At 60.2% G+C, this 17,855-nt stretch carries 18 protein-coding genes; 7 read left to right on the top strand and 11 right to left on the bottom strand.

Annotated elements, in window-relative coordinates; genetic code table 11:
- The first annotated feature begins 142 nt into the window (after positions 1 to 142).
- A complete protein-coding gene (locus tag ACSQ36_RS01260; RefSeq protein ID WP_436183060.1) occupies positions 143 to 880 on the top strand; it encodes a ComF family protein in 738 nt (245 codons plus the stop codon).
- 19 nt (positions 881 to 899) lie between these two features.
- Positions 900 to 1,370, top strand: coding sequence for a tRNA (uridine(34)/cytosine(34)/5-carboxymethylaminomethyluridine(34)-2'-O)-methyltransferase TrmL (trmL, locus tag ACSQ36_RS01255; RefSeq protein WP_213764746.1), 471 nt, complete (start codon positions 900 to 902; stop codon positions 1,368 to 1,370).
- 36 nt (positions 1,371 to 1,406) lie between these two features.
- Here trmL and ACSQ36_RS01250 read toward each other — a convergent pair whose 3' ends face one another.
- The 4 genes from ACSQ36_RS01250 to ACSQ36_RS01235 form a co-directional block, all read right to left on the bottom strand.
- The gene (locus ACSQ36_RS01250; RefSeq protein ID WP_436180656.1) at positions 1,407 to 2,405 is read right to left on the bottom strand and encodes an NAD(P)H-dependent glycerol-3-phosphate dehydrogenase; all 999 of its coding nucleotides are present in this window, start codon (positions 2,403 to 2,405) and stop codon (positions 1,407 to 1,409) included.
- Between the two features lie 24 nt (positions 2,406 to 2,429).
- Positions 2,430 to 2,903 carry a protein-export chaperone SecB gene (secB, locus tag ACSQ36_RS01245; protein WP_089165294.1) on the bottom strand — a complete coding sequence of 158 codons (474 nt, stop codon included), beginning with the start codon at positions 2,901 to 2,903 and terminating at the stop codon, positions 2,430 to 2,432.
- 133 nt (positions 2,904 to 3,036) lie between these two features.
- On the bottom strand, positions 3,037 to 3,297 hold the full coding sequence (grxC, locus tag ACSQ36_RS01240; protein ID WP_158937140.1) for a glutaredoxin 3: 261 nt from the start codon (positions 3,295 to 3,297) through the stop codon (positions 3,037 to 3,039).
- Positions 3,294 to 3,719 carry a rhodanese-like domain-containing protein gene (locus ACSQ36_RS01235; RefSeq protein ID WP_213764744.1) on the bottom strand — a complete coding sequence of 142 codons (426 nt, stop codon included), beginning with the start codon at positions 3,717 to 3,719 and terminating at the stop codon, positions 3,294 to 3,296. The genes grxC and ACSQ36_RS01235 overlap by 4 nt, the downstream gene beginning before the upstream one ends.
- 200 nt (positions 3,720 to 3,919) lie before the next feature.
- Here ACSQ36_RS01235 and gpmA point away from each other — a divergent pair, with 200 nt between their 5' ends.
- The 4 genes from gpmA to ACSQ36_RS01215 all read left to right on the top strand — a co-directional run bounded on the left by gpmA (position 3,920) and on the right by ACSQ36_RS01215 (position 9,280).
- A complete protein-coding gene (gene gpmA, locus ACSQ36_RS01230) occupies positions 3,920 to 4,666 on the top strand; it encodes a 2,3-diphosphoglycerate-dependent phosphoglycerate mutase (RefSeq protein WP_436180655.1) in 747 nt (248 codons plus the stop codon).
- A gap of 555 nt (positions 4,667 to 5,221) precedes the next feature.
- Complete coding sequence (locus ACSQ36_RS01225) at positions 5,222 to 6,835, top strand: S41 family peptidase (RefSeq protein WP_436180654.1); 1,614 nt, start codon at positions 5,222 to 5,224, stop codon at positions 6,833 to 6,835.
- A 285-nt stretch (positions 6,836 to 7,120) separates the two neighbouring features.
- Positions 7,121 to 7,879 (top strand): HesA/MoeB/ThiF family protein, encoded by a 759-nt coding sequence (locus tag ACSQ36_RS01220; protein ID WP_436180653.1) that lies wholly within the window; start codon positions 7,121 to 7,123, stop codon positions 7,877 to 7,879.
- 183 nt (positions 7,880 to 8,062) lie between these two features.
- Positions 8,063 to 9,280: an autotransporter strand-loop-strand O-heptosyltransferase gene (locus ACSQ36_RS01215; protein WP_436180652.1), complete on the top strand. Its 1,218-nt coding sequence runs from the start codon at positions 8,063 to 8,065 to the stop codon at positions 9,278 to 9,280.
- On the opposite strand, the gene ptsP is transcribed toward ACSQ36_RS01215, so the two are convergent.
- From ptsP to ACSQ36_RS01180, 7 genes are all read right to left on the bottom strand, one after another.
- Positions 9,268 to 11,028, bottom strand: coding sequence for a phosphoenolpyruvate--protein phosphotransferase (gene ptsP, locus ACSQ36_RS01210; protein WP_436180651.1), 1,761 nt, complete (start codon positions 11,026 to 11,028; stop codon positions 9,268 to 9,270). The genes ACSQ36_RS01215 and ptsP overlap by 13 nt on opposite strands.
- A gap of 231 nt (positions 11,029 to 11,259) precedes the next feature.
- Entirely contained in the window at positions 11,260 to 11,529 is a 270-nt protein-coding gene (locus tag ACSQ36_RS01205; RefSeq protein ID WP_031364349.1) for an HPr family phosphocarrier protein, read from the bottom strand.
- Between the two features lie 122 nt (positions 11,530 to 11,651).
- Positions 11,652 to 12,146, bottom strand: coding sequence for a PTS sugar transporter subunit IIA (locus tag ACSQ36_RS01200; RefSeq protein ID WP_213764737.1), 495 nt, complete (start codon positions 12,144 to 12,146; stop codon positions 11,652 to 11,654).
- Positions 12,147 to 12,514: 368 nt separating this feature from the next.
- Positions 12,515 to 13,474: a glutathione synthase gene (gshB, locus tag ACSQ36_RS01195; RefSeq protein ID WP_436180650.1), complete on the bottom strand. Its 960-nt coding sequence runs from the start codon at positions 13,472 to 13,474 to the stop codon at positions 12,515 to 12,517.
- Between the two features lie 151 nt (positions 13,475 to 13,625).
- Entirely contained in the window at positions 13,626 to 14,915 is a 1,290-nt protein-coding gene (gshA, locus tag ACSQ36_RS01190) for a glutamate--cysteine ligase (protein ID WP_213764735.1), read from the bottom strand.
- Positions 14,916 to 15,216: 301 nt separating this feature from the next.
- Positions 15,217 to 16,716 carry an ammonium transporter gene (locus ACSQ36_RS01185; protein WP_436180649.1) on the bottom strand — a complete coding sequence of 500 codons (1,500 nt, stop codon included), beginning with the start codon at positions 16,714 to 16,716 and terminating at the stop codon, positions 15,217 to 15,219.
- 32 nt (positions 16,717 to 16,748) lie between these two features.
- Entirely contained in the window at positions 16,749 to 17,087 is a 339-nt protein-coding gene (locus ACSQ36_RS01180; RefSeq protein ID WP_031364354.1) for a P-II family nitrogen regulator, read from the bottom strand.
- A 463-nt stretch (positions 17,088 to 17,550) separates the two neighbouring features.
- Between ACSQ36_RS01180 and ACSQ36_RS01175 the strand changes: the two genes are divergently transcribed.
- Complete coding sequence (locus ACSQ36_RS01175; protein ID WP_213764733.1) at positions 17,551 to 17,826, top strand: accessory factor UbiK family protein; 276 nt, start codon at positions 17,551 to 17,553, stop codon at positions 17,824 to 17,826.
- The last annotated feature ends 29 nt before the right edge of the window (positions 17,827 to 17,855 follow it).

Below are 17,855 nucleotides of genomic sequence, written 5' to 3'. Positions count from 1 at the left end.
TCCTGAGCGCTCGCCCGCTCACTTGAGGCGGATTTTTGCGCTGCCACGCTTTCCCTGGATCGAACGTATGAAGCTACGGTTTGGTGTCCTTGGTGTCATATCGCGCGGTCCAGGCTCGCTGCGCGCGGCTTCTGCCACAGCCATGCAGCGGCTCGGCCAGTTGCGCGACATCGCGTTGCCCAGTCAGTGCGCATTGTGTGGCAATTTGTCGCAGAAAGTATTGTGTGCTGGCTGCGATGAACAGTATTGGAACCAGACACGCACGCGTTGCCCGGTTTGTGCACTGCCCGTGCCGGTGCTTGCCGCGGCCTCGGCCGCATCTGCTGGCGTTAAAAGTGGAGCGCATTTGCCTTGCAAGCGGTGTATTGCGGAGCCGCCGCATTTTGACGCGACCATCGCGCTGGCCGATTACCACGCGCCGCTCGATACACTCGCGCTTGATCTCAAGTTCCACGCGCGGCTGGCAGCGGCCGACGAATTTGCGCGCCAGCTGCACGCCGCATTCGAGAGTACCGACACGGCGGCACCGGATGTCGTCGCTCCTGTGCCGCTGTCGCCACGGCGCCTGAGGATGCGCGGTTACAACCAGGCGTGGTCGATCGGGAAACCGCTTGCGCGCCGGCTCGGCTCGTTGGCTGACGCAACGCTGATCGGGCGTATCAGGGACACGGCGCCGCAAGCAAAGCTCGATCTCGATACACGGCGCACAAACGTCGGCAATGCGTTCACGGTGCTGCGCGAGATACGCGGCCAGCACGTGGCAATTGTCGATGACGTCATGACCTCCGGCGCCACGCTCGACGCGCTGGCCTTTACGCTGAAAGCCGCCGGCGCGCGGCGTGTCACCAACTTCGTCGCGCTGCGCACGCCGCAAGACTAATTTTCACGAGTTATCGCTTATGTTCAATGTCGTACTGGTCGAACCTGAAATTCCGCCGAACACCGGCAACGTGATCCGGCTATGCGCCAATACCGGCGCCCGCCTGCATTTGATCGAACCGCTCGGTTTCCCTCTCGACGACGCCAAGATGCGCCGCGCCGGCCTCGACTACCACGAGTATGCGCAGATGCATGTCCATGCGAACTGGGCGGCATTCCTCGAAACCGAGGCGCCCGACGTGAGCCGCATGTTTGCGTTCACCACGCGCGGGTCAACGCCATTTTTCGGGCATACGTTCAGGGCGGGTGACTGGTTCGTCTTTGGCGCGGAAACCCGGGGCTTGTCGGACACGGTGCTCACTCAGTTCACGAATGACCGGCGCGTGCGCTTGCCTATGCGGCCGGGGAACCGGAGTTTGAATTTATCGAATACGGTGGCGGTCGTGACGTTCGAAGCATGGCGTCAGACAGGGTTCGAGGGCGGTGAATAAAGAATCTTCGCGCAGTCTTCGTGCGCCGGAGAATCCTCACTCCGCTTTTGCATCGCGGCTCAACAACGCGTGAACAGCGTCACGCGGCGCGACATTTTCGAATAACACGCGACACACGGCGTGTGTGATCGGCATGTCGATGCCGTGAGTCTCCGCCAGCGCCAGCACGGCCCGCGCGCATCGCACGCCCTCGGCCACATGACCTAGCGCCGCGAGGATGTCGGTGAGCGAACGGCCTGTTGCCAACTGCATGCCGACCGTGCGATTACGCGACAAATCTCCCGTCGCCGTGAGAATCAGGTCGCCGAGCCCGGTCAGGCCGGTGAAGGTTTCCGCGCGCCCGCCCAGCGCCACGCCTAGCCGTGACATCTCGGCCAGTCCGCGCGTAATCAGCGCGGCCCGGGCGTTGAGGCCCAGGCCAAGGCCGTCGGCAATGCCGGTTGCAATGGCCAGCACGTTCTTCACCGCGCCGCCCACTTCCACGCCGATCACGTCGTCGCCGGTATAAATGCGCATGGCGCCGTGATGAAACGCGGCAACGGTCCGCTCGCCGAGCGTTGCCGACGCGCTCGCGACTGTCAGCGCCACCGGCAAACCCTGCCCGACTTCACGCGCGAAGCTCGGTCCGGAAAGCGTGCCGTTGCTCGCGTGCTGCGGCAATTCGGCCGCCACCACCTCGTTCGGCAGGCATTGCGTGTCGGCTTCGAAGCCTTTGCACAACCAGACGATATGCGCCGGAACTATATCCAGTTCACGCATGTTGCGGCAGAGCGCGCGCAAGCCCGCGACCGGTGCTGCAACGACGCACAGAGCGTCTTCCGCCGCGCCGTGACCCAGCGCTGAAAAAAGGTCAGCGTCGTACTGAAGCGCTGCGGGCAGCGTTATGCCGCGCAGATAGCGCTCGTTTTCGTGCGTTTGGGACAGTGACTCGATGAGCGCGCGATCGCGCGCCCAGAGCACCGTAGAGTGGCGAGTGGCCAGATGGCCAGCCAGTGCGGTGCCCCACGCACCGGCGCCGAGAACGGCTACTTGCATGCCCGGCTCCGGAATATGCGGGATTTAGTTCAGCGTCGCGCCGTTGGCCACGCCTTCCTGAGCTGCCGACAACTGCGAAATACGTTGTTCGTACAGCGCCTGGAAGTTGATCTCGGCGAGGTGGATCGGCGGGAAACCGGCGCGGGTGATGGCGTCGGCAATGTTCGAGCGCAGGTACGGGAACAGGATGGTCGGGCACGCAATGCCGACCAGCGGATCGATTTGATCGGCGGGAATGTTGCGGATATCGAAAATACCGGCTTGCTTGGCTTCGATCAGGAACGCGACCTTGTCGGTCACCTTCGCGGTCACGGTGCCCGTTACCAGCACTTCGAACACGCTCTCCGCCAGGCGCTCGGCCTTCACGTCCACTTCCACTTCCACCGACGGCATTTCCTGCTCGAGGAAGATGCCCGGCGAATTGGGCTGCTCGAGCGACATGTCCTTCAAGTAGATGCGCTGGATGTTGAAGAACGGCTGGTTGTTGTCGTCAGACATGGTTGTTTCCCTTGATTATTTAATGTGCCACCCGCGGTTTTTCCGGTTTTTTCCGGCTGAAAACCGCAGGCGGCGTAATTGCGCAGCGAATACATTCAGGCCGACGCGCCCGGCCTGATGATCCGCTGCTTGTTCAGGCGGCCTCGAGCAGCGGCACCAGGCCGCCTTTGCGATCGAGCGCGGACAGATCGTCGTAACCGCCAACATGCGTTTCACCGATAAATACCTGTGGCACCGTACGGCGCCCCGTACGCGTCATCATTTCTTCACGCCGCGCCGGATCACGGTCGATCAGCACCTTCTCGACGTTTTCCACGCCGCGCGACTTTAGTAGACGTTCGGCCATCTGGCAATACGGGCACACCTGCGTGCTGTACATGATCACTTTATTCACTTTACCGCTCCTTGTTTCACGACCGGCATGCCGGCTTTTTGCCAGGCATCCAGCCCGCCCTGCAATACGTGGACTTCGGCGTAACCGGCATCGCTCACGATCTGGCTCGCCTTCTGGGACTGTTGGCCGGTCTGACACACGAGCAAGACCGGATTGCTCTTATTCTTCGCGATCTGGCCAATTTTTGCTTGAAGCTCCGAAATCTCGAAGTTTCGCGCCGCCGGCAGATGCCCCTTGGAATACTCGGTGGCCGGCCGTACGTCGATCACGGAGGCGTTACGCCGGTTGATCAGTTGAACGGCCTCGGGAGCGGAAACACTTCCGCGGCCGCGCCGGACAATCGTCGGCCAAAGCAGCAACCCACCAGAAATGAGGGCGACGGCGATAAGAACAAGGTTGGTGTAATCGGTGAAAAACTTCACGTCGGGACCGCCGGATTGGGAGTGTGGAAAAATGAAAGGTCGAAAAAAATCGGGACAATCCAGCCATTATAAAATAACCGTCCTCCGCGATGGCCTCGGCCAATCGGCTGAGTTGCGCCAGAACGCGTTGCCGCACAGAATCGATGCCAGTTTCCAGCTTTTTTGCCGCTTCCCAACTAACCGACCTCTCAACGGACATCATGTACAAGCTAGTGCTCATCCGCCACGGCGAATCCACGTGGAACAAGGAAAACCGATTCACAGGCTGGGTCGACGTCGACCTGACAGAACAAGGCATTCGTGAGGCCCAGCAGGCCGGCGTGCTGCTGAAGGAAGCCGGCTTCAGCTTTGACCTGGCTTACACCTCGGTGCTCAAGCGCGCGATCCGCACGCTCTGGCACGTGCAGGACCAGATGGACGAAATGTACTTGCCAGTCGTCCATTCGTGGCGGTTGAACGAGCGGCATTATGGTGCGCTCGCCGGTCTGAACAAGGCCGAGACCGCGAAGAAATACGGCGACGAGCAAGTGCTGATCTGGCGCAGAAGCTACGACACGCCGCCGCCTGCACTCGATCCGTCCGACGAACGCACGTCGTTCAACGACCCTCGCTATGCAAGAGTGCCGCGCGAGCAGTTGCCGTTGACCGAGTGCCTGAAGGACACGGTCGCCCGCGTCATGCCCATCTGGAACGAATCCATTGCGCCGGCCGTCAAGTCGGGCAAGCGTGTGCTGATTGCCGCCCACGGCAACTCCATGCGCGCGCTGATCAAGTATCTGGACGGGATTTCCGACAACGACATCGTTGGCCTGAACGTCCCGAACGGCGTGCCGCTCGTGTATGAACTCGACGAAAACCTGAAGCCGATCAAGCACTATTATCTCGGCGACCCGGAAGCAATCGCCAAGGCGCAGGCGGCGGTCGCGAAACAAGGGAAGGCGGGTTAAGGGTTTTTGTTTCGAGAATGGCTGACGGTTGCGGGTGCTCTAATCCGGCATTCCTGACCGTTGGCTTGAAGCATGGCCGGGGGGGTTCTCGCGTGCACGCCGGTCGTGGTGCTCGCCGGATGTATCGTTGAGAGGGAGCAGCCGTGCGAGCTCGCGTGGCCGCTTGCGCACGGTATCCGTGATTTATGCCCCTTGCGGCGCGGCTCTAAGGTAACGGCAACTCTCGCGTTCGCGCTTTCAGCCGACACGGTCCCCAGCCGTTGGCCCGCATCCCGGAAAGCGCGCCCACCCTCCATTCCTCCGCCTCACCAGCGCTTATCGTCCGAACGCGCGAAAATAAGCCGTCCGATCTCGCGCGTTGCGAATCCCCTTAATCCGGGCCCGACATTTGCGGGCGGACACTCGTTTTGAAACCATCACGCATAAAAAGAACCCGCCCATTCATTTCCCGGCGAAACCCTTTAAGCTGCGTTTAAGTTGTGGTCCGGGGCTTGCAGTTATACTGCCCAGTCAACCACGACGCAGCCTAATCCGCTTTCGACCGCAACAGACTCTATGCGAAAGAACCTGAAAAACATCGGCCTGATCGCCGCGGGCCTTGCTACCGGCGTATTTGCAACGCTGCAACTCTCCGCATCCGCCCAGCAAGCCGCCACCGCGCCTCTCCCGCTCGATCAATTGCGGTTGTTTGCCGAAGTATTCGGGCAAATCAAACATGAATACGTCGAGCCGGTCGACGATAAAAAGCTTCTCACCGCGGCTATCAAGGGCATGGTATCGAGCCTCGATCCGCATTCGTCATATCTAGACAAAACCGATTACGAAGAGCTTCAGGAGCAGACCAAGGGTCGCTTCGCGGGTCTCGGTATCGAGATTTCGGCGGAAGATGGCTTGATCAAGGTGATTTCGCCTATTGAAGATACGCCGGCGTTCCACGCCGGCATTCGTCCGGGCGACCTGATCACGCGCATCAACGACAAGCCGGTACGCGGCATGACGCTGGATAACGCCGTCAAGCAAATGCGCGGCGATCCGGGCACCAAGGTCACGCTGACCATCTTCCGCAAGACCGACGACCGGACCTTCCCGGTCACGGTGACGCGCGCGATCATCCAGGTGCAAAGCGTGAAGATGAAGATTCCGGCGCCGGGTTATGGCTACATCCGGATCACGAGCTTCCAGGAACGCACCGTGCCGGATCTCGCCGCGAAGCTGCAAGATCTCGCGCGCCAGCAGCCGGACCTGAAGGGCCTCGTGCTTGACCTGCGTAACAACGGCGGCGGTTTGCTGCAGAGCGCGGTCGGCGTGGCCGGTGCGTTCCTGCCGGATAACGCCGTGGTGGTGTCGACGAATGGGCAAATCGCGGACGCGAAGCAAACCTTCCGCGATACGTACGACAACTATCGCCTGCCGTCCTTCGACTCCGATCCGCTGAAGAACCTGCCGGAAATCTTCAAGAAAGTACCCATGGTCGTGTTGACCAATGCGTACTCGGCGTCGGCTTCCGAGATCGTCGCGGGCGCGCTGCAGGATCATCATCGTGCGTTGATTGTCGGCAAGACCACGTTCGGCAAGGGCTCGGTACAGACCGTCCGGCCAATGACCGCCGACACCGCCCTGCGTCTGACCACCGCGTATTACTACACGCCGAGCGGCAGGTCGATCCAGAACAAGGGTATCCGCCCGGACGTTCCGGTCGATCAATACGCTGAGGGTGATCCGGACGACGCGCTCGTCACGCGCGAAGTGGATTATTCAAACCACCTGGCCAATACGCAGGACCCGAACGAGAAGAAGGAACAGGACGCGCGCGAAGCGGACCGGCTCGAGCAACTGCGGATTCTTGAAGAGCAGAACGACAAGAAGACGCCGGAGCAACGCCGTAAGGATCGCGAGCGCAAGCCTGTCGATTTCGGCACCGCCGATGACTTCATGCTCGCACAAGCGCTGAACAAGCTGGAAGGCAAGCCGGTGCAGGAATCGAAGTCTTATTCCGAAAGGAAACTGGCGCAGGATAAGCCGGCTCCCTCGGCTTCGGCTCCTATTGCTGTCAAACCCGCGTTGCCGGTTACGCCAGGGGCGGATGCAACGCCGGCTTCCGACGTGCCAGGTGCCGATGCCACGCCGGCGCCCGCGTCTGCACCGGTGCCCGCTTCGGCTACACAGTAAGTTTGGTCCCGGAATCAGTGGGCGCAGGCTCGATAGCCTCGCCCACTGATTCAGCAGTAACCAGCAACGAATTCACGTTGCCGTCCTCCGGCACACCATAGGTGCCGCGCCAGTCTTACTCCCCCGTTGCGCTCCCGGTCCCACCTCAGCATCCTGTGATTGCCTGGGACCGGAGTAAGTGCTCTGTCCCAACGCCCCTCGACACGCGATTAAAATAGCGCTTTCGCGACCGTGCGCCTGTTTCCTGCTCTCAGGTATTCCGGTCGTAGCCTACTTGAGCGCTCGATGAACGACGATCAGCTTCTCCGCTATTCCCGTCACATCCTCGTCGATGAAATCGGCATCGAAGCGCAGCAGCGCTTTCTCGATGCGCACGCCATCATCATTGGTGCGGGTGGGCTCGGGTCTCCGGCCGCGATGTATCTGGCGGCGGCGGGTGTCGGCGAGATCACGCTGGTCGACGCCGATTCTGTCGATCTCACCAATCTCCAGCGCCAGATCCTGCACGTGAGCGCATCGGTCGGTGAATCGAAGGTGGATTCGGCCCGCGCTACGCTCGCCGCACTGAACCCCGGCGTGAAGGTGACCACAGCCGCCGTTCGCGCCGATGCAGCGTGGCTCGACGCCCACGTCCCACACGCCACCGTCGTACTCGATTGCACCGATAACTTCGCCACTCGCCACGCGATCAACGCTGCGTGCTTCGCCCACGGCGTGCCGCTCGTCTCCGGCGCCGCACTTCGCTTCGACGGCCAGATCAGCACCTTCGACTTCCGCTCGGCGCAATCCCCGTGCTACGCATGCGTGTTCCCGCCAGACGAAGCGTTCGAGGAAGTCGCGTGCTCGACCATGGGCGTCTTCTCGCCGACGGTCGGGATCATCGGCGCCATGCAGGCGGCCGAGGCACTACGGGTGATTGGCGGGTTCGGTACGACGCTCGAAGGCCGCCTGATGATGCTCGACTCGTTGCGCATGGAATGGAACACGATGCGCATCGCACGGCAGACAACCTGCCCGGTTTGCGGAACGCACGCACAGAAATAGTCTGTTTTAACAAGTCCAATCAGGTCATCGCAGCACCGCCTGACAGCCTGCTCGGCTCTCCGGCCGTGCGTCAGCGAGCGCGCATGTTCCCTCGCCGTCTCAAATTTAAGAGTTCTCCAATTTTTCTGATCGTCGGGCCGGCTTATCGTGGCTACTACACTTTCAACGCAATTGGAGCCACACGTGAGCAACACCGCAAATACGAGCACGCAGCGCGGCAGGACCGAGACCGAATTCGCCAAGCCCGGTATCCCGGCGCTGACAGGACCCGAAGGTATCCTCTACGATTTCAACTACGGTTGCCGGGTACAGGTACCCGTAGACGGGTGGCATGTTCGGATGACTGACCTCGACACGTTCAACGTTCTTCTGGACGAAGTCGTGGAGGCCAACGCGATAATCACTAGTCGACGCAAGTATTTCGTGCGCTTCCTCTTGCAAGTATTCGACGGCTCGCGACTGGTGTTCTCCCACGCATTCGACGCCACCAAGCAAAAAGTTCTGTTGCACATGGCGCGTCTGGCGTTAGGCGATTCGCTCGCGTGGCTGCCGATTTTCGACGCATTCAGGGAACAGCACCAATGCGAAATCTACATGCAGTTGCCCGAGCACTTGCAGCCTCTGTTTCGGGAAAGCTATCCGGATATTCATATCGGGACAGAAGCTGAACTCAAAAGCCAGACGTATTACGCGACGTATTACCCGGGTTTGCTCAAGCCCTTCTCCGAACGCGATCATCAACCCACTGATCCGCGTATATCCAACATGCAGGACATGATTGCTTATATGCTTGGCGTGCCTTCCGAAGAACGCCGGCCGAAGGTGGTTATAGAGGATACGACGCGCACGATTGCCGAGCGCTATGTATGCATAGCAACGCAATCAACGGCGCAATGCAAGTATTGGAACAATCCGCGCGGCTGGCCAACGCTGATCGAGCATCTGAAAACGCAAGGATATCGCGTGTTATGCATTGACCGCGACAAGGAGTATGGCAACACCGAGTACATGAACGTAATGCCAGAAGGCGCCGAGGATTTCACTGGCAACCGGCCGCTCCAGGAACGCATGAGCCTGTTGCAACACGCGGATTTTTTTGTCGGCCTCGGAAGCGGGTTGTCCTGGCTGGCATGGGCCGTGGGCGCCCCGGTGGTCATGATCAGCGGCTTCTCTCATCCGTCGACCGAGTTCCGCACGCCGTATCGCGTGATCAACTTTCACGGCTGCAACAGTTGCTTCAACGACACGACTTCGCAGTTCGACAACAAGAACTTCGCCTGGTGCCCCCGCCGCTTCGACAAACCGCAGCAGTTTCAATGCACAGCAATCATCACGCCTGAGTTCGTGATGCGCGTGGTCGATAAACTCATCGCCGAGCGCGGCCTCGCTCAAGCCCTCTGAAGCACCGCCAGCGCGGCGAGCAACTCCGCGGGTTCGTACGCGGCAAGCACGTCCGCGACCGGCTTTTGCAACGCCTTCAAGTCCGCCCGCAGGATCTCCTGCTTGACCACGAGCAACTGGCTTGGGTGCATCGAAAACTCGGTGAGGCCCATGCCGAGCAGCAGGCGTGTCACGGTCGGGTCGCCAGCCATTTCACCGCACACCGAAACCGGGACGCCCGCAGCTTTCGCTTCGCGCAGCGTGAACGCGATCAAGTGCAAAACCGCGGGATGCAACGGGTCATACAGATGCGCGACGGCGTTATCGGCGCGATCGATTGCAAGCGTGTACTGGATCAGGTCGTTGGTCCCGATCGACAGGAAATCCAGCCGCTTCAGGAACAGCCGCACGGCAATCGCGGCCGCCGGAATCTCGATCATCGCGCCGACCTGAATGTTGCGATCGTAGTCGATACCCGCATCGTCAAGCTGGCGCTTCGCTTCGTGAATCAGATCGAGCGTCTGGTCGATTTCCTGCGCATGCGCGAGCATCGGGATCAGGATCTTCGCGTGGCCAAACGCCGATGCCCGCAAGATAGCCCGCAATTGCGTCATGAACATCTGCGGCTCGGACAAGCTCCAGCGGATTGCCCGCAGACCCAGCGCCGGGTTCTGCGCGGTCTCGTAACCGTCGCCACCGCCCATGGATTCAAGCGGCTTGTCCGCACCCACGTCGATCGTGCGAATGGTCACCGGCCGGCCCTTCATCAATTCGATCGCGCGCCGGTAGGCCGCAAATTGCTCTTCTTCTTCCGGCAACTCGTCCTTGTAATTCATGAACAGGAACTCGCTGCGGAACAGGCCCACGCCCATCGCGCCTGCATCGAGCGCGGTCTTGGCGTCGTCGGGTAATTCGATGTTCGCGCACAAGTCGATCTTGGTGCCGTCCAACGTTTGCGTCGGCGAGAACTTGAGGCGTTGCAACTTGCGCTGCTCAAGCACCTTCTCGCTCTGCCGATACGAATACTCTTCCAGCACGATCGGCGCGGGATCGACGATCACAATGCCGTGATCTCCATCCACGATGATCAAGTCGTTCTGCCGGATCAAGGCACTCGCCTGCTGCACGCCGACCGACGCCGGAATACCCAGGCTACGCGCCACGATAGCCGTATGCGACGTACGGCCGCCGAGATCCGTCACGAAACCCTTGAACGCCTGGGTCTTGAACTGCAGCATGTCGGCGGGCGCGATGTCGTGGGCGACCACGATCATGTCGTTGTGGCCGTTGGTCGCCGCGCCATCCACGACAAGCGTAGCGGTGGACGGTGCGCCGGCCAGCGCTTTCAGCACGCGCTCCACCACTTGCTGGATATCGGCCTTGCGTTCGCGTAGATATTCGTCTTCGATATCGTCGAAATGGCGGCTCAGGATTTCAAGCTGCTCGGTCAGCGCCCACTCCACGTTGTAGCGGCGCGTGCGGACGAGATCGATGGTTTCGTGAACGAGCATGGCGTCGTTCAGGATCATGGAATGGACGTTGATAAACGCGCCCATTTCGCTGGGGGCATCTGCAGCCAGATCGTCGCGCAAGGCGTCCAGCTCCGCGTGCACCTGCGCTTGCGCCGTATGAAAGCGTTCAATTTCACTGTCGATGCGATCCGGTTCGACCAGATAGTGATCGACATCGAGTGCAGCCGCCGCGATCAGATACGCGCGGCCGATGGCGATACCGCGCGAAACGGGAATTCCATGCAGCGTGAACGACACGCGCACCTCTCTCTAGTTATGGGTATGGCTCGCGGTTTTGTCGACCACCGGCTGGCGATGCGATCCGCGCACCATTATAAATTCGAACGCGATTTGGCACGCTTTGCGCTGCAGCAACTTTCTGTCACAAACTGACGCAGTTTGTTGCGCCGCGTGTCAACGCCATGTCCACGGGCACAAAAAAGCCGCGTCAATGCGCGGCTTTTTCTCAGTGCTGCAGGCAGGACAACGTCATTGTCCTTCGCCAAATTTATCTGCGATGAGCGCAAGGATGCCCTTCATGGCTTCTGCTTCGTCGGAGCCTTCAGTTTCGATTGTTACCGTACTGCCGATTCCCGCCGCGAGCATCATCACGCCCATGATGCTTTTCGCGTTGATCCGGCGGCCGTTGCGGCTCATCCAGATCTCGCATTGAAAGTTTCCCGCCAGTTGTGTGAGCTTGGCTGAAGCACGCGCGTGCAGCCCCAGCTTGTTCACGATAGTTGTTTCCTGTTGCAGCATGATGCTCCGGGCGCTAGGTGAGAGGGCTGACGCGATGCAGCTGGGTCAATGCTTTTTAACGATCTTCTTAACGTGCGGCCAATGTGCCGTCAGCGGAGCAACTTGACGCGCTCAAGCGCGGCTCAGTGACTTGCCACCTTGGCGGGCATGCAACTGGTCGCGGCGGCGCCCACAGCGCAATTGGCAACGGCCGCAGCTGCGGCGCTGGCCATTGCGCAGGGATTGGCGGGCGTCGAGGCATCCAGCTCCTGAATGCCCTTCGATCCGCCTTGCAGCGACTTTTCAGCCAGTGTGTCGAGCGGCGTGGTCCTGTAACAGACGGCGCGCACGAGCATGGGCAGATTGACGCCGGCGAGCACGCGGACGCTGTTGCTTGCCAAACTTTGCGCGATATTCGCAGGCGTCGCGCCGAACACGTCCGTGAGGACGATCGCACCGTTTTCTTCCTTCAGACGGTCGATTTCGGAACGCGCAAACGCTCGGACTTCAACGGGGTCGCAATCCGGCTTCACATCGATCACACCAATGCGTGCGGGCAAACCGCCATAAATGTGGGTAATGCACTCACGTAACGCCGAAGCGAACGGAGCGTGCGCAATAATTAGAATGCCAGCCATGTCAGAGTGTGCTGCCCCAAAACGACGAGATGCGTCGGAAATTGTGGGAACTTGCTGTTATATATGCCAATTGCGTGCTGAAAAATTGCGAAACATTGCAAAACGCGACTGCAACATCGATCCGGGTGCAGAAACGTCAACAAGCGCCAATACCTAAGCTTAGTCGGATTTCGCACGCTATGCGCAGCGTTATGCGCTGCAGCAAGTTTCCACTTTCAATTTCGGGGCCGGATCGCGCCACGAAACGAATCTCATGAGCGGGAGATTGTAACAGTCTGGGAGAAATCAACGGTTGGGCTGCCTTCTTCGACAGCCACCTCTAATTTCTCGCTTCCCGCTCGTCATTAAACTGATCGCCAGCTTCTTGCTTAAGCTGCGGCCGCACGTTCCAGTGCATCGATAAACATACCGGCTACATCGAAACCTGTCTGGTCCATGATTTCACGGAAGCACGTGGGGCTGGTCACGTTCACTTCGGTCAGGTAGTCGCCAATGGCATCGAGTCCGACCAGCAGCAAGCCGCGTGCGAACAGCGTCTGTCCCAGCGTTTCCGCAATCTTGCGATCGTTTTCGGTGAGCGGTTGTGCGCGACCCAATCCGCCCGCGGCCAGGTTGCCGCGGACTTCGTTGCCCTGTGGAATCCGGGCAAGTGAATACGGCACGGGTTGCCCACCGATCAGCAGGATACGTTTGTCGCCATCGACAATTTGCGGGATGAACTTTTGGGCCATGACGCTACGCGCGCCGTTGTCGCTGAGCATTTCCACGATCGTGCCGAGGTTCATTCCGTCAGCCTTCACGCGAAACACGCCCATGCCCCCCATGCCGTCGAGCGGCTTGAGGATCACGTCGCCGTGCTCGGCGTGGAAAGACCGCAGACGCGCGGCATCGCGGGTAACCAGCGTCGGTACGACAAATTGCGGCCATTCGCCAATTGCCAGCTTTTCCGAGTGATCGCGGATCGCGCTCGGCTTGTTGAAGATGCGTGCGCCGGTGCGCTCGGCCAACTCCAAAAGCCACGTTGACGTTACATATTCCATGTCGAATGGCGGGTCTTTACGCATCAGGACAGCGCCGAAATGCTTGAGGTCGAGCAGTTCCGGCGCGGCGGCTTCGTACCACGGCGAGCGCGCGGAATCCGCTTCGTCGCCGACGATTGTCACGCGCTGCACTGCCCCTTCCACCTTGCCGCCGACCCAGGCCAGATGCTGCGGCTCGCACGCGTAGATCGTGTGTCCGCGACGCGCGGCTTCGGCCATCATCGCGTAGGTCGTGTCTTTGTAGATCTTGAAGTGATCGAGCGGATCGGCGATAAAAAGGATGTCCATAAGCGTCCAGAGCGGCCGTTCGGCCTTGGTTTATTCAATAGGCGGCGGCAAACAGCGCCCTGCAATACGCGATTTTTAACACGTCGCGCGGGTTCGCGCCTGAAGTGCAAAACGGCCGCAACTTCGTGCGGCCGTCGTGATGGGGTGAAGCTTAGACCTGAATGGCTTCCGGATCGGTTTTTTCCAGTTCCACCGATGCCGCGAGCAACCCCAGCCGCGCCACCACGCCATACATATAAAAGCGGTTCGGCGGCGCGGCGCCGGGCTTCGCATGGGCGTCGGGCAAGGCCGTATGCTCGAAGCCGAGCGGCACGAAATGCATGCCCGGCGCGTTGAGGTTCTGGTCGCGGTCACGAGAATCGTGCACACGATAAAACCCGCCCACCACATACCGGTCGATCATGTAGACCACCGGCTCGGCGACTGCATTTTCCACGCGCTCGAACGTGTGCACGCCTTCCTGCACGATCACGTCGTGGACTTCGAGGCCCTCCTTCGCGTCGTTCATCTTCACGCGTTCGCGTTTCGTCAGCGCGGCGACTTCCGACGCGTCGTGCACCGTCATGACGCCTTTGCCGTAGGTGCCGGCATCGGCTTTGATCACGACATACGGCTTCTCGCTGATTCCATATTCCCGATACTTCTTCGCAATCTTCTTCAACACGCCATCGATTGCATCCGCCAGCGCTTCCTCGCCGGTACGCGCCTCGTAATCCACGCCTTCCACGTGCGCGAAATACGGGTTGATCATCCACGGATCGATCTCGACGAGCTTCGAAAACTTCTTCGCGACATCGTCATAACAGGCGAAGTGATTCGACTTGCGGCGCACGGCCCAGCCCGCATGCAACGGCGGCAGCAGATATTGCTCGTGCAGGTTTTCCAGCACGGGCGGAATGCCACCGGACAGGTCATTGTTCAGCAGGATCGAGCAGGGATCGAAGTTTTTCAGGCCCAGCCGGCGCGGCGTGCGTTCGAGCGGTTCCAGGACAATCTTCTGTCCATCGGCGAGCGCGATGGTGACCGGTCCGTGAATATTCTCGTCGAGCGTGCCGAAGCGAATGTTCAGCCCGGCCTGGCGCATGATCGTGGCGAGCCGCGCAACGTTCTCAAGATAAAACGCGTTACGAGTATGGCGCTCGGGGATCACGAGCAGGTTCTTCGCGTCGGGGCAGATCTTTTCGATCGACGCCATCGCGGCCTGCACGGCGAGCGGCAACACTTCCACCGGCAGGTTGTTGAAGCCGCCGGGGAACAGGTTGGTATCGACGGGAGCGAGCTTGAAACCGGCGTTGCGCAGGTCGACCGAACAATAGAACGGCGGGGTGTGTTCTTGCCACTCCAGCCGAAACCAGCGTTCGATGGACGGCGTCGCGTCGAGTATCTTCCGCTCGAGATCGAGCAAAGGGCCGTTTAAAGCCGTAACGAGGTGCGGAACCATTGATGACTCGCGGACTTAAGAGGAAAGATTGTAGAACAAACGCCTCACGTATTTGGGTATGAACTGCCTTTTCCCAAGCCTATTCGCACGGTTCGTGCCGGTGTTTGCATCAATCCCGCCAGCCAGAAACCATTACCTCGCACAAAACCGGGACAAAAACGAGGGCAAAAAAATGCCCGCCACTAAGTGGGCGGGCAAAATCGCTGCGCTTGTCTCGGAGCCTTACTGCTATTGCTTGCGCTCGATCAGGGGATGACGCCGCAGCCTCTCGCGCCGGGCATCACCTCCATCGAAAAACTTCTTATTCGACGTGTTCGCCATGCAGCGAGACGTCGAGGCCTTCACGTTCCTCTTCTTCTGTGACACGCAGACCCATGACCATGTCGATAACCTTCAACAGGATGTAGCTGACCACGCCGCTGTAGACCAGCGTGGTGAGAACGCCCTTGGCTTGCAGCAGGATGCTGCCGTCCGCGCCGCCAATGTCCTTGACCGCGAAGATGCCGGTCAGGAGCGCGCCGAGAATACCGCCGACGCCGTGGACGCCGAACGCGTCGAGCGAATCGTCGTAGCCGAGCTTCGTCTTGAGCCACGTTGCCGACCAGAAGCAGACCACACCAGCCGCAATACCGATCACGATCGCGCCAGTCACGCCGACAAAACCCGAAGCCGGCGTAATCGCCACGAGACCTGCCACCGCGCCCGAGATAATGCCGAGCACCGAAGGCTTACCCTTGGCCAGCCATTCGGCGAACATCCAGCCGAACGCGGCAAATGCGGTAGCGATTTGCGTGGTGAGCATTGCGAAACCAGCACGGCCGTCAGCCGCCACTGCCGAACCCGCGTTGAAGCCGAACCAGCCGACCCACAACATGGAAGCACCGATCAGCGAGAGCACGAGGTTGTGCGGCGCCATGACTTCGCGGCCGTAACCGACCCGCTTGCCGAGCACCAGACAGCACACCAGACCTGCGATACCGGCGTTGATGTGAACCACCGTGCCGCCTGCGAAGTCGAGGATGCCAGCCGCCGACAGCCAGCCCGTCGGTTCCCAGACCATGTGCGCGATCGGCGAGTAGACGATGATCGTCCACAGTCCCATGAAGACCAGCATGGCGGAGAACTTCATCCGGTCAGCGAACGCGCCGGCGATCAGCGCCGGCGTGATGATTGCGAACGTCATCTGGTAGACGAAGTAGACCGATTCCGGAATCGTCGGAGCCAGATGGCTGACGGTCAGGGTGGTCGCCTTGTCGCCGTGGATGTAGTTCATGCCGTGCAGGAACACCCGCGAGAAGCCGCCGATGAACGCGTTACCCGGTGTGAACGCAAGGCTGTAGCCGACCACGGTCCAGAGGATCGTGACCAGGCAGCAGATCGCGAAGCTCTGCATCACGGTCGCGAGCACGTTCTTCTTGCGGACCATGCCCGCATAGAACAGCGCCAGGCCCGGGATCGTCATGAACAGCACGAGGGCGGTGGAGGTCAGCATCCAGGCGGTATCGCCGGAATTGATCTTCGATGAATCAACAGAGAACGGTGCCGTCGGCGCAGCCGGTGCGGCGTCGGATGCGCCGGAAGCCGGAGCGGCCGCCGATGCTGCGTCAGCGCCCGAAGCCGGGGCCGCATCGGCGCTGACTGGGGAGGCTGTATCCGGTGCGCTTGCGGGTGCCGCTGCGGTCGTGTCTGAAGCCGCGGCGGATGCAGCCGCTGGCGCGGATGCATCCTGCGCCATCACGGTGCCGACGCTCACTCCCAAGAGCGACCCCGCCATCAACAAGGACATCAATAATTTACGCATTCTTCTGTTTCCTCTTATCGCCGTGTCTTTTTTTAGAGAGCGTCCGCGCCGGTTTCACCGGTGCGAATGCGAATGACTTGTTCAATCGGGGTGACGAAGATCTTGCCGTCGCCGATCTTGCCCGTGCGAGCCGCGCGCTCGACCGCCTCGATCGCCTGGTCGACGATGTCGTCGGAAACCGCCGCTTCGATCTTCACTTTCGGCAGGAAATCGACCACGTATTCGGCGCCGCGATACAGCTCCGTGTGGCCCTTCTGGCGGCCGAAGCCTTTTACCTCGGTCACGGTGATGCCCGAGACGCCAATAGCCGATAGCGCTTCGCGTGCTTCGTCGAGCTTGAACGGCTTGATGATTGCGGTAATAAGCTTCATGTATCCCTCGCTGTGTGTCGAACAGAGTTGGCGCGTGAGCGCTTTAATCTGGTCCGATGCCTGATCCCCGTTGCCTCATGTCCGTCGCGAGTGGTGTCTGATGCGCCACGCCGCATTGCCGACCGCCCGGAAAAGCGCGCACGGACAAGGCCCGGGCCACATATGCAACTCGTATGCCATGCGCGTGTCCATGACCGGTCAAACCGGCTCGAAGGGCATGCAATGCGTGGGCGTAGACCGGATGGCCAGCAACGCTTGCGTTCGCTGGCGCGCACCGTGGATCGTTGCTAGAGTGCTCGCAAGGTCCAGCAAGCAGATGTGTTCCAAAGCGCGGCATCGTGTTGCGCGGAGGGGTCGGGGTTCTCCTGATGCGCCAGAGTACGCACCAAATTGGATCATCCGGTTTGCCGGAGCACTGAGCTAACAATGAATGCACTTATATGGTGCGCAAGAGGAAAACCGCATGAAACAACCGAATGACATGTTCAATGACTTCCAGGCCAAGATGAGCGAGCTGCTCAAGAATTCGCCGGCAAAGGACATTGAAAAGAATATGAAAGCCATGCTGTCCCAGGGTTTTTCGAAGCTGGACCTGGTGACGCGTGAAGAATTCGATACCCAAACGCAAGTGCTCGTGCGTACGCGCGCCCGGCTCGAGGAACTGGAACAACGCGTCGCGCAGCTGGAAGCGAAGCTGGGCGGCGGACCGTCGTCCAGTTCGTCCAGTGTCCAGGACTGAAGTCCAGATGTTCTAAAGCGTGTCATCGG

Source organism: Caballeronia sp. LjRoot34 (assembly GCF_964253815.1).
Taxonomy (GTDB): domain Bacteria; phylum Pseudomonadota; class Gammaproteobacteria; order Burkholderiales; family Burkholderiaceae; genus Caballeronia.
The sequence above is the reverse complement of the archived record's forward strand: the minus strand, read 5'-3'. Positions and strand labels throughout refer to the sequence as shown.

What these genes read in the sequence shown, in the direction of transcription:
- ACSQ36_RS01180 (WP_031364354.1), bottom strand. Translation starts at nt 17,087, where the DNA reads ATGAAGCTTATTACCGCAATCATCAAGCCGTTCAAGCTCGACGAAGCA.
- gpmA (WP_436180655.1), top strand. Translation starts at nt 3,920, where the DNA reads ATGTACAAGCTAGTGCTCATCCGCCACGGCGAATCCACGTGGAACAAG.
- ACSQ36_RS01250 (WP_436180656.1), bottom strand. Translation starts at nt 2,405, where the DNA reads ATGCAAGTAGCCGTTCTCGGCGCCGGTGCGTGGGGCACCGCACTGGCT.
- trmL (WP_213764746.1), top strand. Translation starts at nt 900, where the DNA reads ATGTTCAATGTCGTACTGGTCGAACCTGAAATTCCGCCGAACACCGGC.
- ACSQ36_RS01185 (WP_436180649.1), bottom strand. Translation starts at nt 16,716, where the DNA reads ATGCGTAAATTATTGATGTCCTTGTTGATGGCGGGGTCGCTCTTGGGA.
- ACSQ36_RS01200 (WP_213764737.1), bottom strand. Translation starts at nt 12,146, where the DNA reads ATGGCTGGCATTCTAATTATTGCGCACGCTCCGTTCGCTTCGGCGTTA.
- ACSQ36_RS01205 (WP_031364349.1), bottom strand. Translation starts at nt 11,529, where the DNA reads ATGCTGCAACAGGAAACAACTATCGTGAACAAGCTGGGGCTGCACGCG.
- ACSQ36_RS01175 (WP_213764733.1), top strand. Translation starts at nt 17,551, where the DNA reads ATGAAACAACCGAATGACATGTTCAATGACTTCCAGGCCAAGATGAGC.
- gshB (WP_436180650.1), bottom strand. Translation starts at nt 13,474, where the DNA reads ATGGACATCCTTTTTATCGCCGATCCGCTCGATCACTTCAAGATCTAC.
- secB (WP_089165294.1), bottom strand. Translation starts at nt 2,903, where the DNA reads ATGTCTGACGACAACAACCAGCCGTTCTTCAACATCCAGCGCATCTAC.
- gshA (WP_213764735.1), bottom strand. Translation starts at nt 14,915, where the DNA reads ATGGTTCCGCACCTCGTTACGGCTTTAAACGGCCCTTTGCTCGATCTC.
- ACSQ36_RS01220 (WP_436180653.1), top strand. Translation starts at nt 7,121, where the DNA reads ATGAACGACGATCAGCTTCTCCGCTATTCCCGTCACATCCTCGTCGAT.
- ACSQ36_RS01260 (WP_436183060.1), top strand. Translation starts at nt 143, where the DNA reads ATGCAGCGGCTCGGCCAGTTGCGCGACATCGCGTTGCCCAGTCAGTGC.
- ACSQ36_RS01225 (WP_436180654.1), top strand. Translation starts at nt 5,222, where the DNA reads ATGCGAAAGAACCTGAAAAACATCGGCCTGATCGCCGCGGGCCTTGCT.